The sequence below is a fragment of the Acidovorax soli genome (assembly GCF_900107605.1).
Classification (GTDB): Bacteria; Pseudomonadota; Gammaproteobacteria; order Burkholderiales; family Burkholderiaceae_C; genus Acidovorax; species Acidovorax soli.
The window spans coordinates 17,400-41,983 of sequence record NZ_FNQJ01000005.1 but is presented as its reverse complement, the minus strand read 5'-3'; the positions used below and the strand labels follow the sequence as shown (position 1 = coordinate 41,983).

General features: G+C 65.0%; 22 protein-coding genes and 1 tRNA gene. 10 read left to right on the top strand and 13 right to left on the bottom strand.

Features of this window, described 5'->3' with window-relative positions:
- Positions 1–4: 4 nt before the first annotated feature.
- The 4 genes from BLW02_RS05900 to BLW02_RS05885 form a co-directional block, all read right to left on the bottom strand.
- On the bottom strand, positions 5–1,414 hold the full coding sequence (locus BLW02_RS05900) for a NarK family nitrate/nitrite MFS transporter (protein WP_092697452.1): 1,410 nt from the start codon (positions 1,412–1,414) through the stop codon (positions 5–7).
- Between the two features lie 21 nt (positions 1,415–1,435).
- On the bottom strand, positions 1,436–2,728 hold the full coding sequence (locus BLW02_RS05895; protein WP_092697451.1) for an MFS transporter: 1,293 nt from the start codon (positions 2,726–2,728) through the stop codon (positions 1,436–1,438).
- Between the two features lie 163 nt (positions 2,729–2,891).
- The gene (locus BLW02_RS05890) at positions 2,892–3,593 is read right to left on the bottom strand and encodes a response regulator (RefSeq protein WP_208859696.1); all 702 of its coding nucleotides are present in this window, start codon (positions 3,591–3,593) and stop codon (positions 2,892–2,894) included.
- On the bottom strand, positions 3,593–5,509 hold the full coding sequence (locus tag BLW02_RS05885; protein ID WP_092697449.1) for a type IV pili methyl-accepting chemotaxis transducer N-terminal domain-containing protein: 1,917 nt from the start codon (positions 5,507–5,509) through the stop codon (positions 3,593–3,595). The genes BLW02_RS05890 and BLW02_RS05885 overlap by 1 nt, the downstream gene beginning before the upstream one ends.
- A 72-nt stretch (positions 5,510–5,581) precedes the next feature.
- On the opposite strand from BLW02_RS05885, the gene BLW02_RS05880 reads away from it, so the two are divergent.
- From BLW02_RS05880 to BLW02_RS05860, 5 genes are all read left to right on the top strand, one after another.
- A complete protein-coding gene (locus tag BLW02_RS05880) occupies positions 5,582–6,406 on the top strand; it encodes a ChaN family lipoprotein (protein ID WP_092697448.1) in 825 nt (274 codons plus the stop codon).
- Between the two features lie 212 nt (positions 6,407–6,618).
- Positions 6,619–7,467, top strand: coding sequence for a formyltetrahydrofolate deformylase (purU, locus tag BLW02_RS05875; RefSeq protein ID WP_092697548.1), 849 nt, complete (start codon positions 6,619–6,621; stop codon positions 7,465–7,467).
- An 18-nt stretch (positions 7,468–7,485) separates the two neighbouring features.
- On the top strand, positions 7,486–8,391 hold the full coding sequence (locus tag BLW02_RS05870; RefSeq protein WP_092697447.1) for a LysR substrate-binding domain-containing protein: 906 nt from the start codon (positions 7,486–7,488) through the stop codon (positions 8,389–8,391).
- 142 nt (positions 8,392–8,533) lie between these two features.
- Entirely contained in the window at positions 8,534–10,039 is a 1,506-nt protein-coding gene (locus BLW02_RS05865) for an FAD-linked oxidase C-terminal domain-containing protein (protein ID WP_092697446.1), read from the top strand.
- A gap of 194 nt (positions 10,040–10,233) precedes the next feature.
- A complete protein-coding gene (locus BLW02_RS05860) occupies positions 10,234–11,517 on the top strand; it encodes a restriction endonuclease (RefSeq protein ID WP_092697445.1) in 1,284 nt (427 codons plus the stop codon).
- Positions 11,518–12,200: 683 nt separating this feature from the next.
- Here the strand turns inward: BLW02_RS05860 and BLW02_RS05855 are convergent.
- The 3 genes from BLW02_RS05855 to BLW02_RS05845 all read right to left on the bottom strand — a co-directional run bounded on the left by BLW02_RS05855 (position 12,201) and on the right by BLW02_RS05845 (position 15,497).
- Positions 12,201–13,496, bottom strand: a complete 1,296-nt coding sequence (locus BLW02_RS05855) for a DUF445 domain-containing protein (protein WP_092697444.1) — start codon at positions 13,494–13,496, stop codon at positions 12,201–12,203.
- Between the two features lie 33 nt (positions 13,497–13,529).
- Positions 13,530–14,669: an aminotransferase class V-fold PLP-dependent enzyme gene (locus tag BLW02_RS05850; protein WP_092697547.1), complete on the bottom strand. Its 1,140-nt coding sequence runs from the start codon at positions 14,667–14,669 to the stop codon at positions 13,530–13,532.
- A gap of 111 nt (positions 14,670–14,780) precedes the next feature.
- Positions 14,781–15,497, bottom strand: a complete 717-nt coding sequence (locus tag BLW02_RS05845; RefSeq protein WP_092697443.1) for a YggS family pyridoxal phosphate-dependent enzyme — start codon at positions 15,495–15,497, stop codon at positions 14,781–14,783.
- A gap of 34 nt (positions 15,498–15,531) precedes the next feature.
- Here BLW02_RS05845 and BLW02_RS05840 point away from each other — a divergent pair, with 34 nt between their 5' ends.
- The 4 genes from BLW02_RS05840 to BLW02_RS05825 all read left to right on the top strand — a co-directional run bounded on the left by BLW02_RS05840 (position 15,532) and on the right by BLW02_RS05825 (position 19,505).
- Positions 15,532–16,575 (top strand): type IV pilus twitching motility protein PilT, encoded by a 1,044-nt coding sequence (locus tag BLW02_RS05840; RefSeq protein WP_092697546.1) that lies wholly within the window; start codon positions 15,532–15,534, stop codon positions 16,573–16,575.
- 69 nt (positions 16,576–16,644) lie between these two features.
- Positions 16,645–17,280: a Crp/Fnr family transcriptional regulator gene (locus tag BLW02_RS05835; RefSeq protein WP_092697442.1), complete on the top strand. Its 636-nt coding sequence runs from the start codon at positions 16,645–16,647 to the stop codon at positions 17,278–17,280.
- A gap of 40 nt (positions 17,281–17,320) precedes the next feature.
- Complete coding sequence (locus BLW02_RS05830) at positions 17,321–18,457, top strand: PilT/PilU family type 4a pilus ATPase (RefSeq protein ID WP_092697441.1); 1,137 nt, start codon at positions 17,321–17,323, stop codon at positions 18,455–18,457.
- A 133-nt stretch (positions 18,458–18,590) separates the two neighbouring features.
- A complete protein-coding gene (locus tag BLW02_RS05825; RefSeq protein ID WP_092697440.1) occupies positions 18,591–19,505 on the top strand; it encodes an NAD(P)-dependent oxidoreductase in 915 nt (304 codons plus the stop codon).
- A gap of 50 nt (positions 19,506–19,555) precedes the next feature.
- On the opposite strand, the gene BLW02_RS05820 is transcribed toward BLW02_RS05825, so the two are convergent.
- The 3 genes from BLW02_RS05820 to BLW02_RS05810 all read right to left on the bottom strand — a co-directional run bounded on the left by BLW02_RS05820 (position 19,556) and on the right by BLW02_RS05810 (position 21,320).
- Positions 19,556–20,218, bottom strand: coding sequence for a BON domain-containing protein (locus tag BLW02_RS05820; RefSeq protein ID WP_092697439.1), 663 nt, complete (start codon positions 20,216–20,218; stop codon positions 19,556–19,558).
- Positions 20,215–20,814, bottom strand: a complete 600-nt coding sequence (locus tag BLW02_RS05815; RefSeq protein ID WP_092697438.1) for an SIS domain-containing protein — start codon at positions 20,812–20,814, stop codon at positions 20,215–20,217. Before BLW02_RS05815 ends, BLW02_RS05820 begins: the two co-directional genes overlap by 4 nt.
- Positions 20,815–20,903: 89 nt before the next feature.
- Complete coding sequence (locus BLW02_RS05810; RefSeq protein ID WP_092697437.1) at positions 20,904–21,320, bottom strand: YraN family protein; 417 nt, start codon at positions 21,318–21,320, stop codon at positions 20,904–20,906.
- Here BLW02_RS05810 and rsmI point away from each other — a divergent pair.
- A complete protein-coding gene (gene rsmI / locus BLW02_RS05805; protein WP_092697436.1) occupies positions 21,320–22,252 on the top strand; it encodes a 16S rRNA (cytidine(1402)-2'-O)-methyltransferase in 933 nt (310 codons plus the stop codon). The two genes, BLW02_RS05810 and rsmI, sit on opposite strands and share 1 nt — an antisense overlap.
- Positions 22,253–22,341: 89 nt before the next feature.
- Here rsmI and BLW02_RS05800 read toward each other — a convergent pair whose 3' ends face one another.
- The 3 genes from BLW02_RS05800 to BLW02_RS05790 all read right to left on the bottom strand — a co-directional run bounded on the left by BLW02_RS05800 (position 22,342) and on the right by BLW02_RS05790 (position 24,576).
- Entirely contained in the window at positions 22,342–23,598 is a 1,257-nt protein-coding gene (locus BLW02_RS05800) for an Hsp70 family protein (RefSeq protein ID WP_159433770.1), read from the bottom strand.
- Between the two features lie 170 nt (positions 23,599–23,768).
- Positions 23,769–23,844: transfer RNA gene (locus BLW02_RS05795), tRNA-Phe, on the bottom strand.
- Positions 23,845–23,898: 54 nt separating this feature from the next.
- Positions 23,899–24,576 carry a response regulator gene (locus tag BLW02_RS05790; protein WP_092697434.1) on the bottom strand — a complete coding sequence of 226 codons (678 nt, stop codon included), beginning with the start codon at positions 24,574–24,576 and terminating at the stop codon, positions 23,899–23,901.
- Between the last annotated feature and the right edge of the window lie 8 nt (positions 24,577–24,584).

Here is a 24,584-nt window from a genome sequence, read left to right as displayed (position 1 = left end):
GCCATCAGCAAGGCATCTCGGCGTGCTTGCGCGCGTAGTACCACCAGGTGACTACGATGCAGATGGCGTAGAAGACAGCAAAGCACCACAGCGCAGCGTTGGGCGCGCCGGTCAGGGCGATGGAGCTGCCATAGCTCTTGGGAATGAAGAACCCGCCGTAGGCGGCCATGGCAGCGGTGAAACCCAGCGTGGCGGCGCCCAGGGTGTTGCCTTCCTTGTTGGCGCTGGCCACGGCGGCAGCATCGTTCTTGTCCACACCACGCATGGCTTCGGTCAGGAAAATCACGGGGATCATGCGGAAGGTGGAACCGTTGCCGATGCCGGTGGTGAGAAACAGCACCAGGAAGCACACGAAGAAACCGGAAAACTGGCCCTCGTTGCCTGCCGAGGGAAGGAACACCGTCACACCCATCACGGCAATGGCCATGACGATGAAGTTCCACAGCGTGACGCGGGCTCCACCGAGCTTGTCGGCCAGCCAGCCGCCAAAAGGCCGCACCACGGCGCCGACCAGCGGGCCCAGCCAGGCGTAGGCCAGTGGGTTGATGCCGGGGAACTGGCTCTTGATGAGCAGCGGAAAGCCTGCGGCGTAGCCAATGAACGAGCCGAAGGTGCCCAGGTACAGCACGCACATCAGCCAGTTGTGCTTGCGCTTGAAGATGGCGGCCTGCGCGGCGAACGAAGCACGCGCATCGGCAATGTCGTTCATGCCGAACCAGGCGGCCAGCGCGGTGATGGCGATCCATGGCACCCAGATGAAGGCGGCGTTCTGCGTCCACACCTGCACGGTGTTGCCGTTCTTCACGATGGTCTGGCCTTCGCCGCCAAAGATACCGAAGATGCCGGCCGTCACGACCAGCGGGCTCAGGAACTGCACCACCGAAACGCCCAGGTTACCGAGGCCGGCATTCACGCCCAGCGCCGAGCCCTTGCGCTCCTTCGGGAAGAAGAAGCTGATGTTGGCCATGCTGGAGCTGAAGTTGCCACCGCCCAGGCCGCACAGCAGCGCCAGGATGAGCATGGTGGGGTAGGCCGTGGTGTTGTCCTGCACGGCAAAGCCGATGCCGATGGCGGGGATCAGCAGCGAGGCGGTGGAGATCGCCGTCCAGCGGCGGCCACCCACCAGCGGCACCATGAACGAGTAGAAGATGCGCAGCGTGGCGCCCGAAAGCGCGGGCGCTGCCGCCAGCCAGAACAACTGATTGGTCGAATACTTGAAGCCCAGGCCCGGCAGGCTCACGGCCACCACGCTCCAGACCTGCCAGATGGCAAAGGCCAGAAACAGCGCGGGCACCGAGATCCAGAGATTGAGCTTGGCGACGGCCTCGCCTTCGCGCTCCCAGAAGGATTTGTCCTCCGGCGTCCAGAGAGTGAGCAGGCGCCCCTGGCGCCCGCTGGTGGTGGTGGCAGACATGGTGAGGTTCCTTGAGATAAATCAGCGGGCAGCCGCAGGTGCGGCGGCGTCCTGCGAGCCCATGACGGGGGTGCGGCGCACTTCGGTGAAATACATCCAGATCAGCGAGACCCAGACCACGCCATACATCAGCATGAACGCACTGGAGCGGACGCCGGTGAAGTCCATCAGAGCGCCGAACATGATGGGCAGGACGAAGCCACCAAGGCCACCCGCCAGCCCCACAATGCCGCTGATGGCACCGATGTTTTTCGGATAGTCGTCGCTGATGTACTTGAAGACGCTGGCCTTGCCGAAGGCGAACGCCACGCCCAGCACCCCCATCAGCGCCGTGAACGCATAGACGTTCAGGCCGAGGTGGAACGTGGTGGGCCCATTGACCGTGAGGATGGTGAAATCGGTCTGCGGATAGCTCAGCAGGAACAGGCAGATCCAGCTCACCCACATCACCCACCAGGTGACGCTGTGGGCACCGTACTTGTCACTGAGCACACCGCCAATGGCGCGCAGCACACCGCCCGGCAGCGAGAAGCAGGCCGCCAGCAGCGCTGCCACGCGGATGTCCAGGCCGTATTCACCCACGTAGTACTGCACCATCCACAGCGACAGCGCCACATAGCCGCCAAACACGATGCTGTAGTACTGGCAGTACTTGATGACCTTGGGGTCCTTCAGCGCCCTGAGCTGGTCGGTGAACTTGACGTTGCTGGGCACCAGGTGGGCCGGGTCGCTGTAGCTGAACAGCCAGAACAGCACCAAGGTGCCGAGCATGATGGCGGCGTACACCTGCGGCACCATGGCCCAGCCAAACGCCACCAGCAGCACCGGGGCCACGAACTTGTTCACGGCCGCACCGGAATTGCCCGCACCATACACCCCCATCGCCGTGCCCTGCCGATTCCTGGGAAACCAGCGCGCCACATAGGGCGTGCCCACCGAGAACGAGCCGCCCGCCAGGCCCACAAACAGGCCGATCGTGAGGAAATGCCAGTACTCGGTGGCATAGCTCATGAGCCAGATGGCCGGCACCGTTATTGCCATGAGCGCGGCCATCACGATCCGCCCGCCAAACCGGTCGGTCCAGATGCCCAGCGGCACGCGCACCAGCGAGCCGGTAAGCACCGGCATGGCCGTGAGCAGGCCGAACTGCGTGGCGCTCAGGTTCAGCATTTTCTTGATGGGAATGCCGATCACCCCGAACATCATCCACACCATGAAACAGACGGTGAAGGCGAGCGTGCTGACCAAGAGCACGGACCAAGCCTGCCGGGTGCGTTGCGGACTGTCGCCCGCCGAAAACGCTGCATTTGCCATGGGTTGTTCCCTCTGTTTTCTGTATGGCATGCATGGTCCCGCGAAGGCAGGGTTTTGCCTATCCCTCTTCAGGACGGGTCAGCACGGCAAAAGGATGATGGGAGCGCCACCCCATCGTTCGAAAGGACTAGTCCCCTGAAACAGGGATGTCGGGGCTTGCGCGCTACCGCTGGCGGTCAGAGGCGTACACGGCGGCCTGCACGCGCGAGCTCAGTCCCAGTTTGCGCAGAATGTGCTGCACATGGATCTTGACGGTGGTTTCGGCAATATCCAGCGCCCGGGCGATTTCCTTGTTGCTGGAGCCCCGTGCAATCTCGCGCAGCACGTCTTCCTCGCGCGGAGAAAGAGGCGTGCCCTGCGGCGCCACCGCCGACGCCTTGTCGGAAGTCGACGCCGCAAGGGCGTCGTTCGCCTCTGGCGCCCCCTGCGACTGGAAAGCAGCCACCAGCTTGCCCATCAACTCGGGGCTGACCACGGGCTCGCCGGCGGCAGCGCGGTGAATGGCCTGCGCCAGCAGATCGCCGTCGATGGTCTTGAGCAGATACCCCTGCGCACCGTTGCGCAGCGCGGTGGCCAGATCCTGTGAATCTTCGCTCACGGTGAGCATGAGCACGCGGGAGGCCGGAGACACTTCACGCAGCCCCTGGATGGCATCCACCCCCGTCACCCCGGGCAAATGGTTGTCGAGCAGGATCACGTCCGGGCGCAGGGCGGGGGCCAGGCGCATCGCCTGCGCGGCATCGCCCGCCTCGCCCACCACCTGCAGGCGCGGGTCCTGCCCCAGCAAGGCCACCAAGCCCCGGCGAAACAGGTTGTGGTCGTCCACGACGAGCAAGGTCACGGGCGGCAGATTTGGCATAGGCATCAATGAACGAAACGGGCAACAGGCAGCATGGGCGGCTCGCGCGGCTCCTGCGCTGCGGACAGGGTGGGAAGCTCGATGCACACGCGCGTGCCCGCACCGGAAGACGAATCGACCTGCACCGCCGCGCCAATGCGCTGCGCGCGCTCGCGCATGATGCCCAGACCGACATGCATGGAGTCGGGCGGCACCGCCCGAACATCAAACCCCACCCCGTTGTCCTGCACTTCGAAGCGCCAGCGGGGATGCCGTTGCACGCGCAACTCCACCCGGGTCGCGCCCGCGTGCTTGCGCACGTTCGACAGGGCTTCCTGCACCATGTGCAGGACCTGGATCTGCACATCGGGCGGCAGGGGCAGGCCGTGGCCCGCCATGGTGAGCGCAGTGGCGATGCCGGTCTGGTGCTCGAACTTGGAAAGGGTCGAGCGCAGTGCCGTCTCGATGTCTTCTTCGCTGGTACGTGTGCGAAAGTGCACCAGCAATTCGCGCACATCGGCATAGCACTCGCGCACGCCCACATCGAGCTCGCCCATGCTGCGGTCCCGCGCCACGATATCGCCCTTGGCCACGGCATCGCGCAACAGCTGCGTCTGGATCTTGAGGAAAGCCAGCGACTGGGCAATCGAGTCGTGCAGCTCGCGCGCCAGCAGGCTGCGCTCCTGCGCCACGGCGGCCTCGCGCTCCAGGGCAGTGGCGCGCAAGCCCTCCATGGCGCTGGCCAGATGGCGCGTCATGGCTTCCAGAAGATCACGCACTTCATCCGTCAGCGCCACCGACGGTCGGAAAAACAGATTGACCTCGCCGAGCACCCGCTGCTGCATCTGTACCGGTATGGCCACCAGGGTCTGGTAGCCGGCATCGCGGCAATGTGGAAACACCAGCGGGGTGGATGCAACGATCGGTATGACACGGGTATAGGCCTGGTTCTGCGGCTGGCCGCACATGCAAGTGCCCGTGTGCAGACAATGTTCCTTTTCGGTCATGGCGTGCGGCATGCCGTCGCCGGCCAGCAGCACATAGCGCTCGTTGGCCTCGTCGGACCAGCGCACTGCGGCTGCATCGGCGCCCGCCACCCGGCGGATCTGCTGCACAAAGCCTTGCGCCAGCGCTTCCAGAGCGGTCGCCGTGGAAGCCAGCGCGCTCACCTCATAAAGCGCCGCCAGGCGCTGGTTCTGCACGGCGATGCTGGCGGTCTTCTCGCGCACCTTTTGCTCGAGGTCCTCGTGCGAGACCTGCAAGGCATGGGCCATCAGGTTGAAGCCCGCCGAAAGCTGGCCAAATTCGTCCTCTTCCCCCAGGGGTAGCCGCACTCCCCACTCACCCTGGCGCAAGCGCCCCAGCGCCTGCTGCAATTGCGCCAGCGGGTTGATCACCAACAGATAGCTCACCGCCATGAAGGTCACCGCTGCGGCAATCGCCACGGCCATCATGAAGAGCTGAAAGACATGCAACGCGGCCGTCCAGCCCGCGATCTGGACTTCTATGGCCTCGACGAAACCGTCCACCTGCTGCACAAAGCGGTCGGCCTGGGCCAGGGACCGGGCACGGTCCGGCGGCAAACCCAGGGACCACTCGGTGCGCAAGCCCAACCAGGTGTTGCGGATGCGTTCAAAGCGTGTCCGCGTGTCATCCCCCCAGGGCACGAACAGGGGGCGCGAGGGATCGCCCGTGCGCAGCAACTCCAGGCTGGCGTCGAACTGCCGCGCATGCCTTTGCACCTCTTCGGGGGACGCCGTCTGCTGCACCAGCACCATGCGCAGCATGTTCATGCGCAGGCGCCCGGCCTCGTTGACGGCCGCCGCGCCGCCTTCGAGTTTCCAGGTCACCCACAGCGTCAAGCCAATGGAAGCCAGGGCCACCAGCAGAAAGCCCCCGCCCATGGCCAGCAGTTTGAAGGTCAGCGGGGACTTGGTGCGCATAGGCGCAGTGTAGGAAGGGTGGGCAGGTCTTGTCTTGACGTAAATCAAGTTGAAGATGCGTAGCATGGCGCCATGCCGTCCACGTTTTCCCGCTTTTTTCGGCCTCTGGGAGCCGCTTTCGCCGCCCTGGCCCTCGCCGGCTGCGCCAGTTCCCCTGCCGTGGTGCCTGGCGCCTTGTGGCCGGCGCCGCTGGAAGGCGCCGCGCCCACCGACATACTGCTGCTCGGCGAGCAGCATGACGCCCCCGACCACCAGCGACTGCAGCGCGACACGGTGCTGTGGCTGGCAACGCGCGGCCGGCTGGCGGCCCTGGTGCTGGAAATGGCCGAGCGCGGCCACAGCACCGCGGCGCTGCCGCAGGATGCCACCGAAGAGAAAGTACAGGCGGCCCTGCAGTGGCACGACGCCGCTTGGCCCTGGTCCACCTATGGCCCCGTGGTCATGGCCGCCGTGCGTGCCGGAGTGCCCGTGCTGGGGGGCAACCTGCCGCGCAGCGCAATGGCCGCGGCCATGCAGGAAACCCGCTGGGACAACCACCTGTCTGCCACCGCCCGCCAGCAACTGCTCGATGCGCTGCAGGACGGCCATTGCGGCCTGCTGCCCGCCGCGCGCCTGCCTGCCATGGCCCGCATCCAGATCGCGCGCGACGCCAGCCTGGCCCGCACGGCACAGGAGGCGGTGCGCCCAGGCCAGACCGTGCTGCTGGTGGCCGGCGGCGAGCATGTGCTGCGCCACCGGGGCATTCCCACCCACTGGCCGGGCAGTTTGACATCCCAAGTGCTATCAGCGCATACGGGTCCGGCGCTAGCAGCTCCAAAAACAGGAGTAGACATCGCCATCACCACCGCGCCGCTGCCGCCGCAGGACGCATGCGCCGTGTTGCGTCCGCAGAAGTAGCCCGCACCGGCTCGCCGGCCGGAAAAGCCGTCGGCCTCGCCGCCGCGCTCGCGCAAAAATGCCAGCTGCTCGGCCGTTTCGGCGCCCTCGACCAGCACCCGCAGGCCCAGTTCGCGCAGACGCCGCATGGTCACCAGCGCCATGCCCACCGGATGGCGCATGAATCGCTTTCTTCCATCACCTGCCGGCCTAGCTGCGACAATGTTGCGGCTATGACCAACGCCTATATTCTTACCCTGTCCTGCCCCGATCGCCTGGGGCTGGTGCATGCTGTCTCGGGCTTCCTGCTGGAGCACGGCGGCAACATCGAAGAAGCCGCCCAGTACAACGACCACGCCACCGGCCTGTTCTTCATGCGCGTGCAGTTCGCCTGCGACCAGCACGACCACGCCACCCTCAAGGCGCGCCTGGCCAGCTTTGCAGAGCCCCACCAGATGCGCTGGACCCTGCATGCCACGGCCACGCCCATGAAAACCGTGCTCCTGGTCAGCAAGGAAGGCCATTGCCTCAACGATCTGCTGTTCCGCTGGAAGAGTGGCCTGCTGCCCATCGATATCCGCGCCATCATCAGCAACCACCGCGACTTCTACCAGCTCGCGGCCAGCTACAACGTGCCGTTCCACCACATCCCGGTGACTGCCGCCACCAAGCCCCAGGCCGAGGCCAGGCAGCTGGAGATTATCGAGGCCGAAGGGGCCGAGCTGGTGGTTCTGGCGCGTTACATGCAGGTACTTTCTCTTGACCTGTGCCAAAAATTGACGGGTCGGGCCATCAACATCCACCACAGCTTCCTGCCCAGCTTCAAGGGTGCCAAGCCTTACTACCAGGCGCATGACCGGGGCGTGAAACTCATCGGCGCCACCGCCCACTATGTGACGGCCGACCTGGACGAAGGCCCGATCATCGAGCAGGACGTGGCCCGCGCCGATCACACCGACACGGTGGAAGACCTCACCGCCCGGGGCCGCGATACCGAAAGCCAGGTACTGGCCCGCGCCGTGAAGTGGCACAGCGAGCACCGGGTGCTGCTGAACGGCCACAAGACCGTCATCTTCCGCTGACCGGCCGGCCCAGCACCGATGGCCACCACCGCCCCGTCCTCCTTCCTCAGCAGCGCAGCCCGGCGCATACCGCCCATCCAGTGCCTGCTGACCTTCGAGGCCTTGGCACGCCTGCGCAGCGTGACCCAGACGGCCGACGAGTTGTGCGTGACGCCCAGCGCCGTGAGCCACCGGGTCAAGCAGCTCGAACAGATCCTGGGCGCGCAGCTGTTCGGCCGGGCCGATTTTTCGCTGACCACAGAGGGCAGCGCCTATCTCGCCCATGTGCGCGAGGGGCTCACAGCGCTGCAGCGCTTTCCGGGGCAGGCGACCGCGCCAGGGCGCAGGCGGCTCAAGCTGGCCGTCACGCCGACGTTCGCGCGCGCCATCCTGATCCCGCGCCTGCGCCAGTTCACCGAGGCCTACCCCGAGATCGACCTGGCGCTGCAGGTGTCCATTCCGCTGCTCGACGTGGTGGCCGAGGACGCCGACCTGATGGTGCGCTTTGGCGCCGGCCACTATGCCGATGTCGAGCACGCGGAGATAGCGCGGGACGTGGTCACGCCCCTGGCCTCGCCCGCCTTCGTGCGCGAGCACGGCCCGTTCGACCACCCCGAAGACCTCGAAGGCGTGCCGCTGCTGCGCAGCCCCCTGGAGCCCTGGCGCACCTGGTTTGCCGCCACCGGCCTCGACTGGGCCGAACCCAGCGAGGGCTCGCAGTTCAACGACATCGGCCTGATGTGCGACGGCGCCGCCGCCGGCATGGGGGTGGCATTGGTGCGCCTCAAGCTCGGGGCCCCCTGGCTGGAAAACGGCACGCTGGTGCGCCTGTTCGCCACCGACACCGCCAGCCCCCATGCGCACTACCTGTGCTGGCGCACCGGCACCATGGACCGGTGGGAGTGCGCGGCGTTTGCCGAATGGCTGCGCAAAACCATGGCTTGATCAAATTTCAAGCCAAACAAGCCTCTGGTGCTTCATTCATAAGCGCCAGCAGCTATTGATAAATGAGCAACCCGATGCTTTTCACAAACGCCTGCAGAAAAGCTCACGCCCTGATACCCCGCCATCCCCTACAGTGGCGAGCATGAACACCGCCTCTTCCACCACTGCGGCACCCACCCCTGCAGAGCGCGCCGCGCGCCAGACCGAAGTCGTCCAGGCCCTGGGCCGTGTTGTGCCCGCACACGCCCTGCTCTGGCACAGCGAAGACACCACACCCTACGAATGCGACGGCCTCACCGCCTACCGCCAGCGCCCGCTGGTGGTGTGCCTGCCCGAAACCTATGACGAGGTGCAGGCCGTGCTGCAGGTGTGCCACCAGCTGCAGGTGCCCGTGGTGGCGCGCGGCGCGGGCACGGGCCTGTCGGGCGGCGCCATGCCGCACGCCCTGGGCGTGACGATGTCGCTGGCCAAGTTCAACCGCATCCTCGACATCAACCCCGAAAGCCGCACGGCCGTGGTGCAGTGCGGCGTGCGCAACCTTGCCATCAGCGAGGCGGCTGCGCCCTACAACCTCTACTACGCCCCCGACCCCAGTAGCCAGATCGCCTGCACCATCGGCGGCAACGTGGCCGAGAACTCGGGCGGCGTGCACTGCCTGAAGTACGGCCTCACGGTGCACAACGTACTCAAGGTCAAAGGCTTCACGGTGGAGGGCGAGCCCGTCGAATTTGGCAGCGAGGCGCTGGATGCCCCCGGCTACGACCTGCTGGCCGCGGTGATCGGCAGCGAGGGCATGCTGGCCGTGACCACCGAAGTGACGGTGCGCCTGATCCCCAAACCCCAGCTGGCGCGCTGCATCATGGCCAGCTTTGACGACGTGCGCAAAGCGGGCGATGCGGTGGCCGCCGTGATCGCCGCCGGCATCATCCCTGCGGGCCTGGAGATGATGGACAAGCCCATGACCGCCGCCGTGGAAGACTTTGTGCACGCAGGCTACGACCTCACGGCCGAAGCCATCCTGCTGTGCGAAAGCGACGGCACGCCCGAAGAGGTGGAAGAGGAAATCGGCCGCATGAGCGAAGTGCTGCGCGCTGCGGGCGCCACCGCCATCAGCGTGAGCCGCGACGAGGCCGAGCGCCTGCGCTTCTGGAGCGGCCGCAAGAACGCCTTCCCCGCCAGCGGCCGCATCAGCCCCGACTACATGTGCATGGACTCGACCATCCCGCGCAAGCGCCTGGCCGACATCCTGCTGGCCATCCAGGCCATGGAGAAGAAATACCAGCTGCGCTGTGCCAACGTGTTCCACGCGGGCGACGGCAATCTGCATCCGCTGATCCTGTTCGATGCGAACGATGCCGACCAGCTGCACCGCTGCGAGCTGTTTGGCGCCGACATCCTGGAAACCAGCGTGGCCATGGGCGGCACCGTGACGGGCGAGCATGGCGTGGGCGTGGAAAAGCTCAACAGCATGTGCGTGCAGTTTTCTGCCGCCGAGAATGCGCAGATGTTCGGGCTCAAGCACGCGTTTGACCCGGCGGGGTTGCTGAACCCGGGCAAGGTGATTCCCACGCTGAACCGGTGTGCGGAGTACGGGAAGATGCTGGTGCGCGGGGGGCAGATCAGGCATCCGGATTTGCCGAGGTTTTGAGGAGTCGCGCAGGGCCTTCGGCCCCTTGTTGTGCTGATGTGGAGGCGTCAAATCTCTGGGATCTGGGGCAGGCGAGGTTTGACGGGCGATCCAGGCCGCTCGCGACCCACAAGAACCATTGGTCTAGCTGGTGCCTGTTATCGTTGGAGCCTAAGAAGTTGCGCTTCGCAATGGTGCCATCAGGAGTTTGTTGAATGCGTTTTTTGACACGCTGGCTGTCCCAAAGGTCTAACCACAATGATCAAACGAAGCCGCTGAGTGATGGGCCGGACTTCGAACCAATTGGCAACTCACGAAGTATTCCCTCGGCTATCACTATGGAAGCCGCGCAGGTCCTTGAGTCAATCTCTGTCGAAGCGATACCCGTTCCTGTGCCTTCGTCTGAGTCGCAGCGCCTAAAACCACCAGCAGAATTGGTAGCCCCGCCAGCGCAACCATTGGCTAAAACGCAGGCCGTGATCGACGCCGAGTTGGTGAACTCGGACGCATGGTGGGATGACGTTGAGAAGGGCAAAGTCGAATGGGCCAGCCAACTTTTTCAACTTCAAGAGAAGGTATCAACCCTGCAACGCGAGGGGAACGCTGTTTTTCTCATGGCGTTGAGCGCTTACTTTGACCTCCCGAGCTTGGATCACAAGAGCGTGCTCGACGAGAGCGTCTTTGCGCAGTTGCAAAAGAAGATAGAAGGTCTATTCGACCTGCGCGAGTTCCAGAAAATCATCGATGAGAAGACGCGGACACGCTGGAATAGCTATCCGCGAAGCGTGGACTACTACATGGGCGAGTTTGTAATGCAGCGATCGCGCTACATTCAAGGAGCCAACCGCTTCATCGGACTGATAGCCGATAACTTCAGTATCGTGGAGTCCCACATCGAGGAGCTGTCCCAAGCCGAGCGTGACCACAACCCGCAACTTGGCGGACTTAAGCTCTCCGCTTGGCGCGGATTCACGCGGCAGTTTGCGAAACTGCACCTTATCGGTATTGCACCATCTGATTTCTTTCCCGAACCTACGCCCCGGTATCTCAGAGACTATCGCGCGGAGGAGATGGGCGTGGCTGGCGCCCGCTTCCTTTGGGCTCTGATGGGGGCGGTTCGAATCCTCTCTCGACCCAGCGCACAAAACACTTCGCAAATCGGCATCGAATTCGAGAAGAAACTGATTGAGGAAATCTCAGCGGCCTACCCTACCGCGCGAATCGAGCCAACACCGGCAACCGGCGATCAGGGGGCCGACGTAGTTCTTCTGGTCGATGGAATCAAGATCGTTATTCAGGCCAAGAAGTACACAGGTGTGGTTGGAAACGCAGCCGTGCAAGAGGTTTTTGCGGCAAAGGAGTACTACGAAGCCGACTATGCGATGGTCGTAACCAACTCCCGCTACACGCAATCAGCACGTACTTTGGCCGGAAAAATCGGCGTCGAATTGTCAGCCGCGCAGGACTATCTACGAAGAATTCAGCAGTTGCTTGTGTAGCCGGGAAAACAAGCGCTAGATTGCGTTTGCGGATCTAACGCAACCACAAAGAAGCCATTCAATCGGGTTTCAGTCAAGCGCATTCACCGCTCTCTGTGCGGTGACGGCCACGCACATCGCCAGTTGCTACGCCTGGGCGCAGATTGCCCAGCATTTGCAGGAAGAACACGCAGCCAACATGGCTGCGGATGAGGCAGCACGCTAGAACGACGCGCGCAGCCCAGTCGCGGCCGAGCAACGCGATGGCCCGTGTGGCTGTTCGGAAGTTTGGCTGTTCGGCTGTTTGGCCCCCCACCCCTGCTGGCTGCGCCTGCGGCGGGGCGGTTGCGGGGTGAGCATGCGCGCAAGTGCGCGCAGCGCAAAGCGAGTTCCACGGCGCACCCCGCAACCGCACCGACGCAGGTTGCCCCTTCGCACCGCGAAGGGGTCGCAGACTGGGGGTCGCCCTTTCTTTGGTGACTTTCTTTCGGCGACGCGAAAGAAAGTTACTCGCATGCCGGGCGACTCCCGGCCTCCGCCCTTTGCACAGACATGCGGCCCATTCCGCGAGCATGCGAGCGCGCCCAGGTTTCGACAAGCTCAACCCGAACGGCTGGGGGTGTTGCGCCCCGGCTTCGACGGGCTCAGCCCGAACGGGCATTGGGTAAAGGTAATCGGTGATCAGTAGCGGTTGCAGGCCAACCTCAACCACCTACCACCGCCCGCCAAACCTCCCCCGCATGCGACACCCCAAACAGCACCAACCCAATCAACCCACCCACCACCGTCCCATTGATCCGGATGTACTGCAGATCCTTGCCGATGTTCAACTCGATCAGTGCCGCCATCTCCTCGGCATCCCAGCGGCGCACCGTGTCCTCGATGTGCTGCGCAATGAACTGCGACACATCCGGTGCAAGCCCCTGCACCCAGCTTTCCAGCCGCAGGTTGAGCGACTGGCGCAATGCCGCATCACCCGCCAGCGAGCGGCCAAACCACGCGCCCATGGCATGCACGTTGCGCGCCACGGCCGAGTGCTCGTCGGCCAGGTCGCGCTGCAGGGCCGCGCGCATGCCCAGCCACAGGTCCTGCACATAGCGGCCCAGCGTCGCATTGGTCTGCAGGTAGCGCCGGATCTCCTCGCCCTTGCGCGCCCAGTCCGGATCGGTCTGCAGCCTGTGCACCAGCCGCTGCACGGCCGCGTCGAACTGTTCGCGCAACTGGTGCTGCGGGTTCTGCGCCACGTCGGCCAACACGGCCTCGAGCGCGTTGGCGATCATGGCCGAGCCCTTGTCGCCCAGCCAGTCGGTGGGCAGCATTTTTTCCTTGAGCGGATGCTCTTTCTTGAGCCACTGCACGATGGTGGTGGCAATCAGCTGGCGCGTGCCCTCCTCCTGCAGCACCACGATCAGCCGGCCCAGTGCATCGTCGAGCAGCGCCTGGTGGCGCCCGTTGTGGGTGAGCGCCCCCAGCACCGTGGCCAGGGTGCCCGACAGATCCACCCGCCCGATGAGGGCGCGCGCCGCCTTGCGGATGAAGCGCTCCATCTGCGCATCCTGCACGGTGTCGAGGGCGGCGCTGAGCAGCCGCGCCGCCTGCTGGCCCAGCAAGCTGGCGTTGCCCGCATCGCCCAGCCATTGGGCCAGCCGCGCGGCGGGATCGTGGCGCCGCATCAGCGCCACCAGCGAGGGCGGATCGAGGAAGCGGTCGCGCACAAAGGCGGCCAGGTTGGCGCCGATGCGGTCCTTGTTGCGCGCGATCACCGCCGTGTGCGGGATGGGCAGGCCCAGCGGCCGGCGAAACAACGCCACCACCGCAAACCAGTCGGCCAACGCGCCCACCATGGCCGCCTCGGCCATGGCTTTCACGCAGTTCAGCAGCAGCCCGCGCTCGACCACGCTGGTGGCGATGAACACGGCCGTCACCAGCAGCAAAAGGCCCAAGGCCTGGCGCTTGGCACGGCGCAAGGCGAGGACTGCGGGGTTGGTACCTGGATTCATCCGTGCCAACCAGCCAACTTCAACCGCTCCCTGTCAGGCAGCGGCCGCCATCTGGTCCAGCGCCCGGGACAGGTGTCCCACCGTGCGCTCCACGTCGTGCCACTTGTCCAGTCCGAACAGGCCGATGCGGAAAGTCTTGAAATCCGGCCCTTCGTCGCACTGCAGCGGCACGCCGGCGGCGGTCTGCAGGCCCGCCTCCATGAATTTCTTGCCGTTCTGGATGCCGGGATCGGTGGTGTAGCTCACCACCACGCCGGGCGCCTTGAAGCCTTCGGCCGCCACGCTGGGGAAGCCGCGCGATTCGAGCAGCGCGCGCACCTTGGCGCCCAGCTCGATCTGTTCCTCGCGCACCTTGGCAAAGCCGTAGGCACGCGTCTCCTGCATCACGTCGCGCAGGCGCACCAGGGCGTCGGTGGGCATGGTGGTGTGGTAGGCGTGCTGGCCCTTTTCGTAACCCTCGGCGATCTGCATCCACTTCTTGAGGTCGCACGAGAAGCTGCTGCTGCTGGTGTCGTCGATAGCCTGGCGCGCGCGTTCGCTCAGCATCACCATGGCGCAGCAGGGCGAGCCGCTCCAGCCCTTTTGCGGCGCGGAAATCAGCACGTCCACGCCCGTGGCCTGCATGTCCACCCACATGGCTCCCGAGGCCACACAGTCGAGCACGAAGAGCGCGCCCACCTCGTGCGCAGCGGCCGTCAGCGTGCGGATGTAGTCGTCGCTCAGGATGATGCCGCTGGCCGTTTCCACATGGGGCGCGAACACCACCTTGGGGTTTTCGGCGCGGATGGCGGCCGCCACCTCATCGGCCGGGCATGGTGCCCAGGGCGCCTGCGGTCCGCTGCCCTGCGGGCGGGCCTTGCAGACCACGGCGCCACCGCCCAGGCCCTTGTCGGCGTCGAAAATCTGGCTCCAGCGGTAACTGAACCAGCCGTTGCGCACGATCAGCACTTTTTCGCGGTTGGCGAACTGGCGCGCCACGGCTTCCATGCCAAAGGTGCCGCTGCCGGGCACGATCACGGCGGTGGGGGCGTGGTACACCTCCTTGAGAATGGACAGGATGTCCTGCATCACGCCGGTGAAGCGCCTGGACATGTGGTTGAGCGCGCGGTCGGTGTAGACCACCGAAAATTCGAGCAGGCCATCGGGGTCGATGTCGGGCAGCAATCCGGGCATGAAAAGATCTCCATTGACGGGTTGTGATGGCTGCACACCGCCCATGGGCGGTGTCCGTGGAGTGAGCAAATCAGCTTAGCACGGGCCGCAGTGCAGGCATTCGGCGCTGCATCAGGGTGCCGGATAGGTCCGGCCGCCAAAGATGCCCGTGCCTACCCGCACCAGGGTGCTGCCCGCCTGGATGGCGGCCTCCAGATCGGCAGTCATGCCCATGGAAAGGGTGTCAAAACCTTCGAGCCCGGGCTCCCCCAGGGCCAATATCTGGTCAAAAAGCCTTCTGGCGCTTGTGTGTTTTGCGAGTTGCGCCTCGAAATCAGGGGCATGGTCGGGGATGCTCATCAGCCCGCGCACCCGCAGGCGTGGCAGTTTTGCCACAGCACGCACCAGCTCCAGGGTATCCGCCGGTGCCACGCCCGACTTGGTGGGGCCGCCGTCGATGCTCACCTGAATACAGATCTGCAGCGGTGGCAGGTGGTCCGGCCGCTGGGCCGACAGGCGCTCGGCGGTCTTGAACCGGTCCACGGTGTGCGCCCAGTCGAAATGCTCGGCCACCAGGCGGGTCTTGTTGCTCTGGATGGGGCCAATGCAATGCCACTGCAGCGCGGGCGCGCATGCCCGCCCCACCGCGGCGATCTTTGCCACCCCCTCCTGGATGTAGTTTTCACCGAATGCCCGCTGGCCGGCGGCGGTGGCCTGCACCACCGATTCGGCCCCAAATGTCTTGGAAACGGCCAGCAGCGAGACGCTGTCGGGAGCCCGGCCGGCGGCGGCACAGGCCTGCGCAATGCGGCCCCGTACCTGTTGGAGGTTGGTAGCAATCGTGGTCATAATGAGAAACAAGCGTACCAAAGAGAGGGAACCCGTGGACATTACCCAGTTGCTCGCATTCAGCGTCAAGAACAAGGCATCCGACCTGCACTTGTCCGCGGGCTTGCCGCCCATGATCCGGGTCCACGGGGATGTACGGCGCATCAATGTGGACGCGCTGGACCACAAGACCGTCCACGCCATGGTGTACGACATCATGAGCGACTCGCAGCGCAAAACGTATGAAGAGTTTCTGGAGGTGGACTTCTCGTTCGAGATCGATGGCCTGGCGCGCTTTCGGGTCAACGCCTTCAATCAGAACCGCGGCGCCGCTGCCGTGTTCCGCACCATTCCCAGCAAGATCCTCACGCTGGAGCAGCTCAACGCCCCCAAGATCTTCGGCGACCTGGCGCTCAAGCCGCGCGGCCTGGTGCTGGTGACCGGGCCCACGGGCTCGGGCAAATCCACCACGCTGGCAGCCATGGTGAACTACCTCAACGAAACCGAATACGGCCACATCCTCACGGTGGAAGACCCGATCGAATTCGTGCACGAATCCAAGAAGTGCCTGGTCAATCAGCGTGAAGTGGGGCCCATGACGCTGTCGTTCGCCGCCGCGCTCAAGTCCGCACTGCGTGAAGACCCCGACGCCATCCTGGTGGGCGAAATGCGCGACCTCGAAACCATCCGCCTGGCCATGACGGCCGCCGAAACGGGCCACCTGGTCTTTGGCACGCTGCACACGTCGAGTGCCGCCAAGACCATCGACCGGATCATCGACGTGTTCCCCGCCGAAGAAAAGGAAATGGTCCGCGCCATGCTGTCCGAATCGCTGCAGGCCGTGATTTCACAGACGCTGTGCAAGCTGAAAGACGGCTCGGGCCGCGTGGCCGCGCACGAGATCATGCTGGGCACCAGCGCCATCCGCAACCTGATCCGCGAGGCCAAGGTGGCGCAGATGTATTCGACCATCCAGACCAGCAACAGCGTGGGCATGCAGACACTCGACCAGAACCTCACCGATCTGGTGCGGCGCAACATCATCAGCCCCGCGGAAGCCCGCAGCAAGGCCAAGATCCCCGAGAACTTCCCGGGTTGATCGCACTCCGGCTGCCCCCACACATCCTTCTGACAAAGCGGCAGCAGACGCCGCACACTGGAGCCATTTATGAAAGGCATTCTCAGCCTTCTGCGCCGTAACACCCGCGGGGACAAGCCTCCGGAAGATCAGACCGACTCCGTGCTGTTCTCCACGGCCTTCGCCAGCCAGGGCGTGGACGCCTCCATGCTGGTGCCCTGGGAGGCGCGTGCCGTGGAAGTGGGCGCCAAGCGCCTGCCCCCCAGCCGCGGCGGCAAGCTGCTGCAGGCCTTGTGGGCCAAGGACAAATACATGGCCCACCTCGACACGGACGCGGTGGAGCGCATGGAGCGTTTTTTCGAGTTTGCCGCCGTTCCAGCCAACCGCGACGTCATCCGGCAGGAGGAATACGGCAACTTCATGGTGGTGCTGCTCACCGGCGCCATCGCGGTGGACCGCCTTCAGCCCTGGGGCGAGCAGCTGCGCCTGGCAGAGACGCGGCCCGGAGACATCCTGGGTGAAATGTCGCTGCTCGACAGCGGCATCCGCTTTTCGGCCTGTACCACCCTCATCGACAGTGAAATCGCCGTGCTGAGCGCCGAGGCCATGGACGACATGATGACCAAGGATCCCCAGCTGGCCGCCAGCCTGATTGCGCTGCTGGCGCGCAAGCTGTCGCTGCGCCTGCGGGTCGTGAGCGCCCGGCTGAGCGACAACCAGAAATGACCCCCCGCCCTGCAGGCACAGCACCCCGGAAGGATCTTTGATGGAACGCGATCAGGCCAGTAAATTCATCAACGACTTGCTCAAGCTGATGGTGAGCCGCAATGGCAGCGACTTGTTCATCACGGCAGAGTTTCCGCCCGCCATCAAGGTGGACGGCAAGGTCACCAAGGTGTCACCCCAGCCGCTGACCGGCACCCACACCCTCACGCTGGCGCGCGCCATCATGAGCGACAAGCAGGTGGCCGACTTCGAGCGCACCAAGGAATGCAACTTTGCCATCTCGCCCGCCGGCATTGGCCGCTTTCGCGTGAACGCCTTCATCCAGCAGGGCAAGGTCGGCATGGTGCTGCGGACCATTCCGCTCACGCTGCCCACCATTGACGGCCTGGGCGTGCCCCAGGTCCTCAAGGAAGTGACCATGACCAAGCGCGGCCTGTGCATCCTGGTGGGTGCCACGGGTTCGGGCAAATCGACCACGCTGGCCGCCATGGTGGACTGGCGCAACGAAAACTCGTTCGGCCACATCATCACGGTGGAAGACCCGGTGGAATTCGTGCACCCGCACAAGAACTGCGTGGTCACGCAGCGCGAAGTGGGCCTGGACACCGACAGCTGGGAAGCGGCGCTCAAGAACACGCTGCGCCAGGCCCCCGACGTGATCCTGATGGGCGAAATCCGCGACCGCGAGACCATGGAACACGCCGTGGCCTTTGCCGAAACCGGCCACCTGTGCCTGGCCACCCTGCACGCCAACAGCGCCAACCAGGCACTGGACCGGATCATCAACTTCTTTCCCGAAGAGCGCCGCGCACAGTTGCTGATGGACCTGTCGCTCAACCTGCGCGCCATGGTGTCGCAGCGCCTGATCCCGAAGCAGGACGGCAAGGGCCGGGCAGCGGCGGTCGAGGTGATGCTCAACACCCCGCTGATTGCCGACCTGATCTTCAAGGGCGAAGTCGCCGAGATCAAGGAAGTCATGAAAAAGAGCCGCAACCTGGGCATGCAGACCTTCGACCAGGCGCTGTTCGATGCCTACGAGGCCAATGTGATCAGCTACGAGGATGCGCTGCGCAACGCCGACTCGCTCAACGACCTGCGCCTGCAGATCAAGCTCAACAGCCAGCGCGCCAAATCAGCCGACCTGGCCTCGGGTACCGAGCACTTCGCGATAGTGTGACCCCCCCTGTGCGGCTGCGCCGCTTCCCCCTTCTCTCGCGCTGCGCGCGGGAAGGGGAACGACGCCAATGGCCTGGGCCGCGCCAATTCCAAACGCTGCCCCTGTGGCAACCTTTTTTACAGGAACCACCTCTATGTCAAGCACCAACCCCCGCAGCTACGACAGCACCCCCGCCCGCAAAATCGCCTTTCTGGGATTGGGCGTCATGGGCTATCCCATGGCCGGCCACCTCGCCCTGGCGGGCCATGAAGTCACGGTCTACAACCGCACCACTTCAAAATCAATAGCATGGTGTGCAGAATACGCCAGCGCAAAAGCCCCAAAACATGCCAATACACCGCGTGAGGCCGCCCAGGGTGCCGATCTGGTGTTCTGCTGCGTGGGCAACGACGACGACCTGCGCTCGGTGACGCTGGGCGCGGACGGCGCCTTCGCCGGCATGCAGCCGGGCGCCGTCTTCGTGGACCACACCACGGCCTCGGCCGAAGTGGCGCGCGAGCTGCATGCCGCCGCGCGCGCACTGGGACTGCACTTTGTCGATGCCCCGGTCTCCGGGGGCCAGGCGGGCGCACAAAACGGCCAGCTCACGGTGATGTGCGGCGGCGACCAGGCGGCTTTTGACGCCGCCCGGCCGGTGGCCATGGCCTTCTCGCGGGCGTTCACGCTGCTGGGTTCCAGCGGCTCGGGCCAGCTGGCCAAGATGGTCAACCAGATCTGCATCGCGGGCCTGGTGCAGGGCCTGTCCGAAGCCGTGGCCTTTGGCAAGAATGCCGGGCTGGACATGAAGCAGGTGCTGGATGTGATCGGCAAGGGCGCCGCCCAAAGCTGGCAGCTCGACAACCGTGGCAAGACCATGGTGGACGACCAGTTCGACTTCGGCTTTGCCGTGGACTGGATGCGCAAGGATCTGGGCCTGGTGCTGGACGAAGCCCGCCGCAATGGTTCGCGCGTGCCGGTGACCGCGCTGGTGGACCAGTTCTATGCCGACGTGCAGAAAATGGGTGGCAACCGCTGGGATACATCCAGCCTGGTCAAGCGCCTGACCTGACAGCGAGGCGGCGGGCTGTGCCGCCGCCTGCCGCCATACGCCGTTAATTGTCAGTTGCTCTTTGACGCGGGCTGGTCGGTGGTCACGGGCGCGGGCGACTGGGTCGTGCTGGCGCGGCGCAGATCGTCCTCAGTGATCATCTCGAAGACCCGCACCACCTTGCTCACGCCGCTCACACCGCGCGCAATTTCGGTGGCGCGCGTGGCCTCGCGCTGCGTCACCAGCCCCATCAGGTAGACCACGTTGCGTTCGGTCACCACCTTGTAGGCGCTGGCAAAAACATCCTTGGCATCCACGAAACTCGCCCGCACCTTGCCGGTGGTCAGGGTGTCGCTGGAACGCTGGCCCAGCGAAGAGTTGGGCATCACGCCCAGATCGTTCACCACCGCACGCACATTGTTCACCTCCGTCACGATCTTCTCCACCGTGGCACGGTCCTGCGCCGTCGGCACCTCGCCGGTCAGCAAGGCCTGGCGGTTGAAGCTGGTGACGTTGACATGCGCACGATCGCCCAGCACCTCGCGGATGCGGTTGGCGGCACGCAGCTCGATCCCTTCGTCTTCCACCTGGGTGCCGGTGGTGCGGCGGTCCGTGGCCATCAAGCCACCCACCATCGCCCCCCCGACAACCAGAGGCGCGCAGGCAGACAGGCCTGCAGCAAGTGCAGCGGCAGCCAGCAAGGTGCAGGCCGTACGGTTCATGGTCAGCTTCATAGCGGTATTTCCTGTTCTCCAAGTAACTGGGCATCCACGCCGTCACACAGGCAGTGCAACACCAGGGCATGGACCTCGCGCACCCGCGCGGCACGGTCGTGCGGCACGCTGATCAGCACGTCGGTCTCGCGCACCATGGCAGCGAGCTTGCCGCCGGTGCGACCGCTGAGGATCACCACGGTCATGTCACGCTCGTGCGCGGCTTCGGTGGCTGCGATCACGTTCGCATCGCTGCCCGTGACGGACAGCGCCAGCAAGACATCGCCGGCCTGGCCGAGCGCGCGCACCTGGCGAGCGAATTGCTGGTCCACGTCGCTGCTTCCCCCGACCACCGTGAGCAGGGCGCTGTCGCAGGTCAGCGCGAGCGCAGCCAGTTCGGGCCGGTCACGCTCGAATCCTGCTACGCAGAATGCCGCAAACTGCAGCGCCTCGGCGGCCGAAGGGCCATTGCCGCAGGCCAGCACTTTGCCGCCGCTGGTGACGCAGGCCAGAATGGCCTGCACGGCTGCGGCGATGGGCGTGCTGAGGGCCTGCGCCGCCTGGTATTTCAGGTCGGCACTGTCGATGAAGTGCTGTTGGATGCGTTGCTCAAGCATGGGAGCCCGATGATACCCGCGGCCTGTTATCAGTTTTGTAGCAAACCGTAGTCGTCGGCGTGGCGCACAAGGCTTTGGGTGGTCCGCGCTTATTGGGCGTCGAAGGCCGCCTTGAGCCATTGCACCGATGCATCCACCAGGATCACGTCGAAGCGGCACGGCGGTGGCGTGGACATGCGCATCAGGTAATGGCGTGCGGCAAACACGATACGCCGCTGCTTGGTGGCGCCAATGCTGGCACCGGCCCCACCGAAGGCATTGCTGGCGCGGCTGCGCACCTCGACAAACACCACGGTGCCGTCGCGATCGCGCATCACCAGATCAATCTCGCCTCCGCCGCGCCCGGGCGTCCGATAATTGCGCTCCAGCAACTTCAGGCCCCCGGCCTGCAGGCAGGCCAGCGCCTGGTCCTCGGCCGCATTGCCCCGCTGCCGTGTGGTGCTGCCGCTGGCGACATCCGGGCCCGAAGGGCTCGCACGGGCTGGTTTTTTTCCAAGGAAATTCATTGAGCGCCTCTTTCGCATCTGCCCTGAACGCCGCACGCGATGCAGCGGCTGCACAGCATTATCCGCAGGGTGCGCTGTATGTCGTGGCCACGCCCATCGGCAACCTGGCCGACATCACGTTGCGCGCGCTGCATGTGCTGCAGCTGGCCGATGCCATAGCCTGCGAGGACACGCGCCACACCCAGGCACTGCTGCGCGCCTATGGCATCGACAAGACCAGCGTGCAACTGCTGGCGGTACACCAGCACAACGAAGCCGAAGCCGCCTTGGCGGTGGTGCAGCGACTGCAGCAAGGCCAGCGCATTGCCTACGTGAGCGATGCCGGCACACCGGGCGTCAGCGACCCCGGCGCACGCCTGGTGGCCGCCGTGCAGGCGGCCGGCCTGCGCGCCCTGCCGCTGCCGGGCGCCAGCAGCATCACCACGGCCTTGAGCGTGGCGGGCGCCGTGGCGCACAGCACGGAAAGCGGGGGTTTTCTCTTCGCCGGCTTTTTACCGGTGAAGCATGCCGAGCGGGCCGCTGCCGTACAGCAGCTGGCCAGCGAACCCCGCTGCGTGGTGCTGCTCGAAGCCCCCCACCGCATTGGCGAGCTGGCCCAGGCGCTGTCGATACTGGGGGATCGCACGGTCACACTGGCGCGCGAACTCACCAAGCAATTCGAAGAAATCGCTACCCAACCGGCCCGGGATCTGCCGGCCTGGCTGGAAGGCTCGCCCCAGCGGTCGCGCGGTGAATTCGTGGTGCTGCTGCACCCCACGGCACCCACCACCGACGACGGCGACAGCCTGCGCGTTCTGCGCCTGCTGCTGCAGGAACTGCCCCTCAAGACCGCAGTGCGCCTGGCCGCGGAAGTCACGGGCGCATCCCGCAACAGCCTGTACGACACGGCACTGGCATGGAAACGCGGGGCCCCCGAAAGCGGGGACGAATGAAGCACTTTTGAATCAGATATGCCTAAAGCGCTTTTTGACAAGCGCATGCAGCTACTATTTAAGTAGCACTTCCACCGCCGCGCTGCGGATCAAGGGGCGCAAACCGCCAGCCCTGCTGCGACGCCACCAAACAGGTCGCCTTCGACCTGCGGGGTGTCAGGAAACGCCACGCGCAGCGCCTGGCGCAGCGGGCGCAGTGCCGACGATCCCCCGGTGAGATAGATGGCCTGCAAATCCTGGGGCACCAGCCCGGCCCGCTGCAGGCATTCGGTGGCGCAGTTCACCACCTGTTGCAAGGGCCCGGCAAGGTGGCGGGCCAGGCCGTCGGGGGTCATGAGTGCGTTCAGACCCGGCTCGACCCAGTCCAGCGCCATCGGCGCTTCCGCAGCATCGACAGACGCCGCAATCTTGGCCTGCTCCACCGTGTTGGCCAAACGATGCCCCAGACGCTGGTGCAGCACCGTCATCAGGCGATCATGCAGCTGGGGCTGCGCATAGTCGGGGCGCAGGGCCTGCGCATCGCGCAGTGCCCGCGGCGCATACAGCCACTGGATCAGGTGCCAGGTTGCCAGGTCGAAGAACACCCGGCTCGGCACCTCGCGCCCCGCAGGCCCGGTGTGGCCCAGGCCCAGCAGGGGCATCAGCAGTGCCAGGCTCAGGCGCCGGTCGAAATCGGTGCCGCCGACATGCACACCGGTGGTGGCCAGAATGTCGCGGCTGCGATCGGTGCGCGCCCGCCGGTCCGGCCCCAGGCGCACCACGGTGAAATCGGAGGTACCACCGCCAATGTCCACCACCAGCACCAGCGATTCGCGCTCGATGCGCTGCTCATAGTCCAGCGCCGCGGCGATGGGCTCCAGCTGGAACGCGATGTTCACAAACCCCGCGTCCTGCGCCGCCTGCCGCAGGGCATCTTCGGCCTGTCGATCCCGCGCGGCGTCACCATCCACGAAATGCACGGGCCGCCCCAGCATCACCCGGCCCGGCATGCCACCCAGGGTGTCCCGCACCTGGCTGGCCAGCATGCGCAGGAACAGGCTGATGATGTCCTGGTAGCTCACCAGCGCGTTGTGCACCGCCGTCTTGTCCTGCAGCAGCGAACTGCCCAGCAGGCTTTTGAGCGAACGCATGAGCCGCCCTTCAGTGCCGGCAAGATACTGCTCCACCGCATCGCGCCCATAGTGGGTGCTGTGGTCTTCGGCATTGAAGAACAGTGCTGTTGGCAAGGTGTTGCTCTCGCCTTCCAGGCGCAACATGCGCGCGGGCGAATCCCCCTGGCGCACGGCCATTGCCGAGTTGGAGGTGCCAAAGTCAATGCCCAGGGTCGTGTCCGTCAGAACTGCCATCGTGAAAATAGAGAGATAGAGAGAGAACCGGAATGACGGCCGCCTCGGAAAATACGGAACGGCGACTTCGTGCAACATCGCCGGTACCAGCGTGTGCCCCCAGCCCCTGCTGGGCCCGGAACGCCAATAGGAAAAGCCCTTGATTCTTACGAACCAAGGGCTTTCATTTTTGGTGGCCTGGGACGGAATCGAACCGCCGACACAAGGATTTTCAATCCTCTGCTCTACCGACTGAGCTACCGGGCCTGAGCCTTAGATTATATACCTGAATTTCCGACCAAATCACCAACGACCCCAAGATTAATTCCGCTTTCCGCGACCGAGATCCACGCCCAATTGGCGCAGCTTGCGGTACAGGTGGGTGCGCTCGAGTCCGGTTTTTTCTGCGACACGGGTCATGGAGCCGCCTTCGCGGGCCAGATGGAATTCAAAGTAGGCCTTTTCAAAGCCGTCGCGGGCTTCACGCAGGGGGCGGTCCAGATCGAACCCCTGATGCGCGTGGGGGCCGGACTCTCCCAGCATGGCGGTGGTGACGATCGGAGCCGGCACAAAGCCGCCCTCCATGGGCGCCACGGCGGGCTGCTGGGCGGCCACGGGAGCCAACTGCTGGGCCGCGTTGCGTGCCAGACCCTGTTCCACCGCCTTGAGCAGCTTTTGCAAGGTGATGGGTTTTTCAAGGAACGAGAAAGCGCCGATCCGCGTGGCTTCCACGGCGGTATCTATGGTGGCGTGTCCACTCATCATGATGACGGGCATGGTGAGCGCTCCAGCCGTGGCCCACTCCTTGAGCAGCGAGACGCCGTCCGTGTCCGGCATCCAGATGTCCAGCAACACCAGGTCGTACGCACCTGCCGCACGCGCCACCCGCGCCTGTGTGGCGTTCTCGGCGAGGTCCACGCTGTGTCCCTCGTCATTCAGGATTTCCGACAAGAGGTCACGAATACCGAGTTCGTCATCAACCACCAGAATGTTTGCCATGTGTATGA

What these genes read in the sequence shown, in the direction of transcription:
- BLW02_RS05815 (WP_092697438.1), bottom strand. Translation starts at nt 20,814, where the DNA reads ATGCTTGAGCAACGCATCCAACAGCACTTCATCGACAGTGCCGACCTG.
- BLW02_RS05855 (WP_092697444.1), bottom strand. Translation starts at nt 13,496, where the DNA reads ATGAATCCAGGTACCAACCCCGCAGTCCTCGCCTTGCGCCGTGCCAAG.
- purU (WP_092697548.1), top strand. Translation starts at nt 6,619, where the DNA reads ATGACCAACGCCTATATTCTTACCCTGTCCTGCCCCGATCGCCTGGGG.
- BLW02_RS05825 (WP_092697440.1), top strand. Translation starts at nt 18,591, where the DNA reads ATGTCAAGCACCAACCCCCGCAGCTACGACAGCACCCCCGCCCGCAAA.
- BLW02_RS05810 (WP_092697437.1), bottom strand. Translation starts at nt 21,320, where the DNA reads ATGAATTTCCTTGGAAAAAAACCAGCCCGTGCGAGCCCTTCGGGCCCG.
- BLW02_RS05880 (WP_092697448.1), top strand. Translation starts at nt 5,582, where the DNA reads ATGCCGTCCACGTTTTCCCGCTTTTTTCGGCCTCTGGGAGCCGCTTTC.
- BLW02_RS05820 (WP_092697439.1), bottom strand. Translation starts at nt 20,218, where the DNA reads ATGAAGCTGACCATGAACCGTACGGCCTGCACCTTGCTGGCTGCCGCT.
- BLW02_RS05870 (WP_092697447.1), top strand. Translation starts at nt 7,486, where the DNA reads ATGGCCACCACCGCCCCGTCCTCCTTCCTCAGCAGCGCAGCCCGGCGC.
- BLW02_RS05835 (WP_092697442.1), top strand. Translation starts at nt 16,645, where the DNA reads ATGAAAGGCATTCTCAGCCTTCTGCGCCGTAACACCCGCGGGGACAAG.
- BLW02_RS05895 (WP_092697451.1), bottom strand. Translation starts at nt 2,728, where the DNA reads ATGGCAAATGCAGCGTTTTCGGCGGGCGACAGTCCGCAACGCACCCGG.
- BLW02_RS05885 (WP_092697449.1), bottom strand. Translation starts at nt 5,509, where the DNA reads ATGCGCACCAAGTCCCCGCTGACCTTCAAACTGCTGGCCATGGGCGGG.
- BLW02_RS05830 (WP_092697441.1), top strand. Translation starts at nt 17,321, where the DNA reads ATGGAACGCGATCAGGCCAGTAAATTCATCAACGACTTGCTCAAGCTG.
- BLW02_RS05850 (WP_092697547.1), bottom strand. Translation starts at nt 14,669, where the DNA reads ATGCCCGGATTGCTGCCCGACATCGACCCCGATGGCCTGCTCGAATTT.
- BLW02_RS05800 (WP_159433770.1), bottom strand. Translation starts at nt 23,598, where the DNA reads ATGGCAGTTCTGACGGACACGACCCTGGGCATTGACTTTGGCACCTCC.
- BLW02_RS05790 (WP_092697434.1), bottom strand. Translation starts at nt 24,576, where the DNA reads ATGGCAAACATTCTGGTGGTTGATGACGAACTCGGTATTCGTGACCTC.
- BLW02_RS05890 (WP_208859696.1), bottom strand. Translation starts at nt 3,593, where the DNA reads ATGCCTATGCCAAATCTGCCGCCCGTGACCTTGCTCGTCGTGGACGAC.
- BLW02_RS05900 (WP_092697452.1), bottom strand. Translation starts at nt 1,414, where the DNA reads ATGTCTGCCACCACCACCAGCGGGCGCCAGGGGCGCCTGCTCACTCTC.
- BLW02_RS05845 (WP_092697443.1), bottom strand. Translation starts at nt 15,497, where the DNA reads ATGACCACGATTGCTACCAACCTCCAACAGGTACGGGGCCGCATTGCG.
- BLW02_RS05860 (WP_092697445.1), top strand. Translation starts at nt 10,234, where the DNA reads ATGCGTTTTTTGACACGCTGGCTGTCCCAAAGGTCTAACCACAATGAT.
- BLW02_RS05865 (WP_092697446.1), top strand. Translation starts at nt 8,534, where the DNA reads ATGAACACCGCCTCTTCCACCACTGCGGCACCCACCCCTGCAGAGCGC.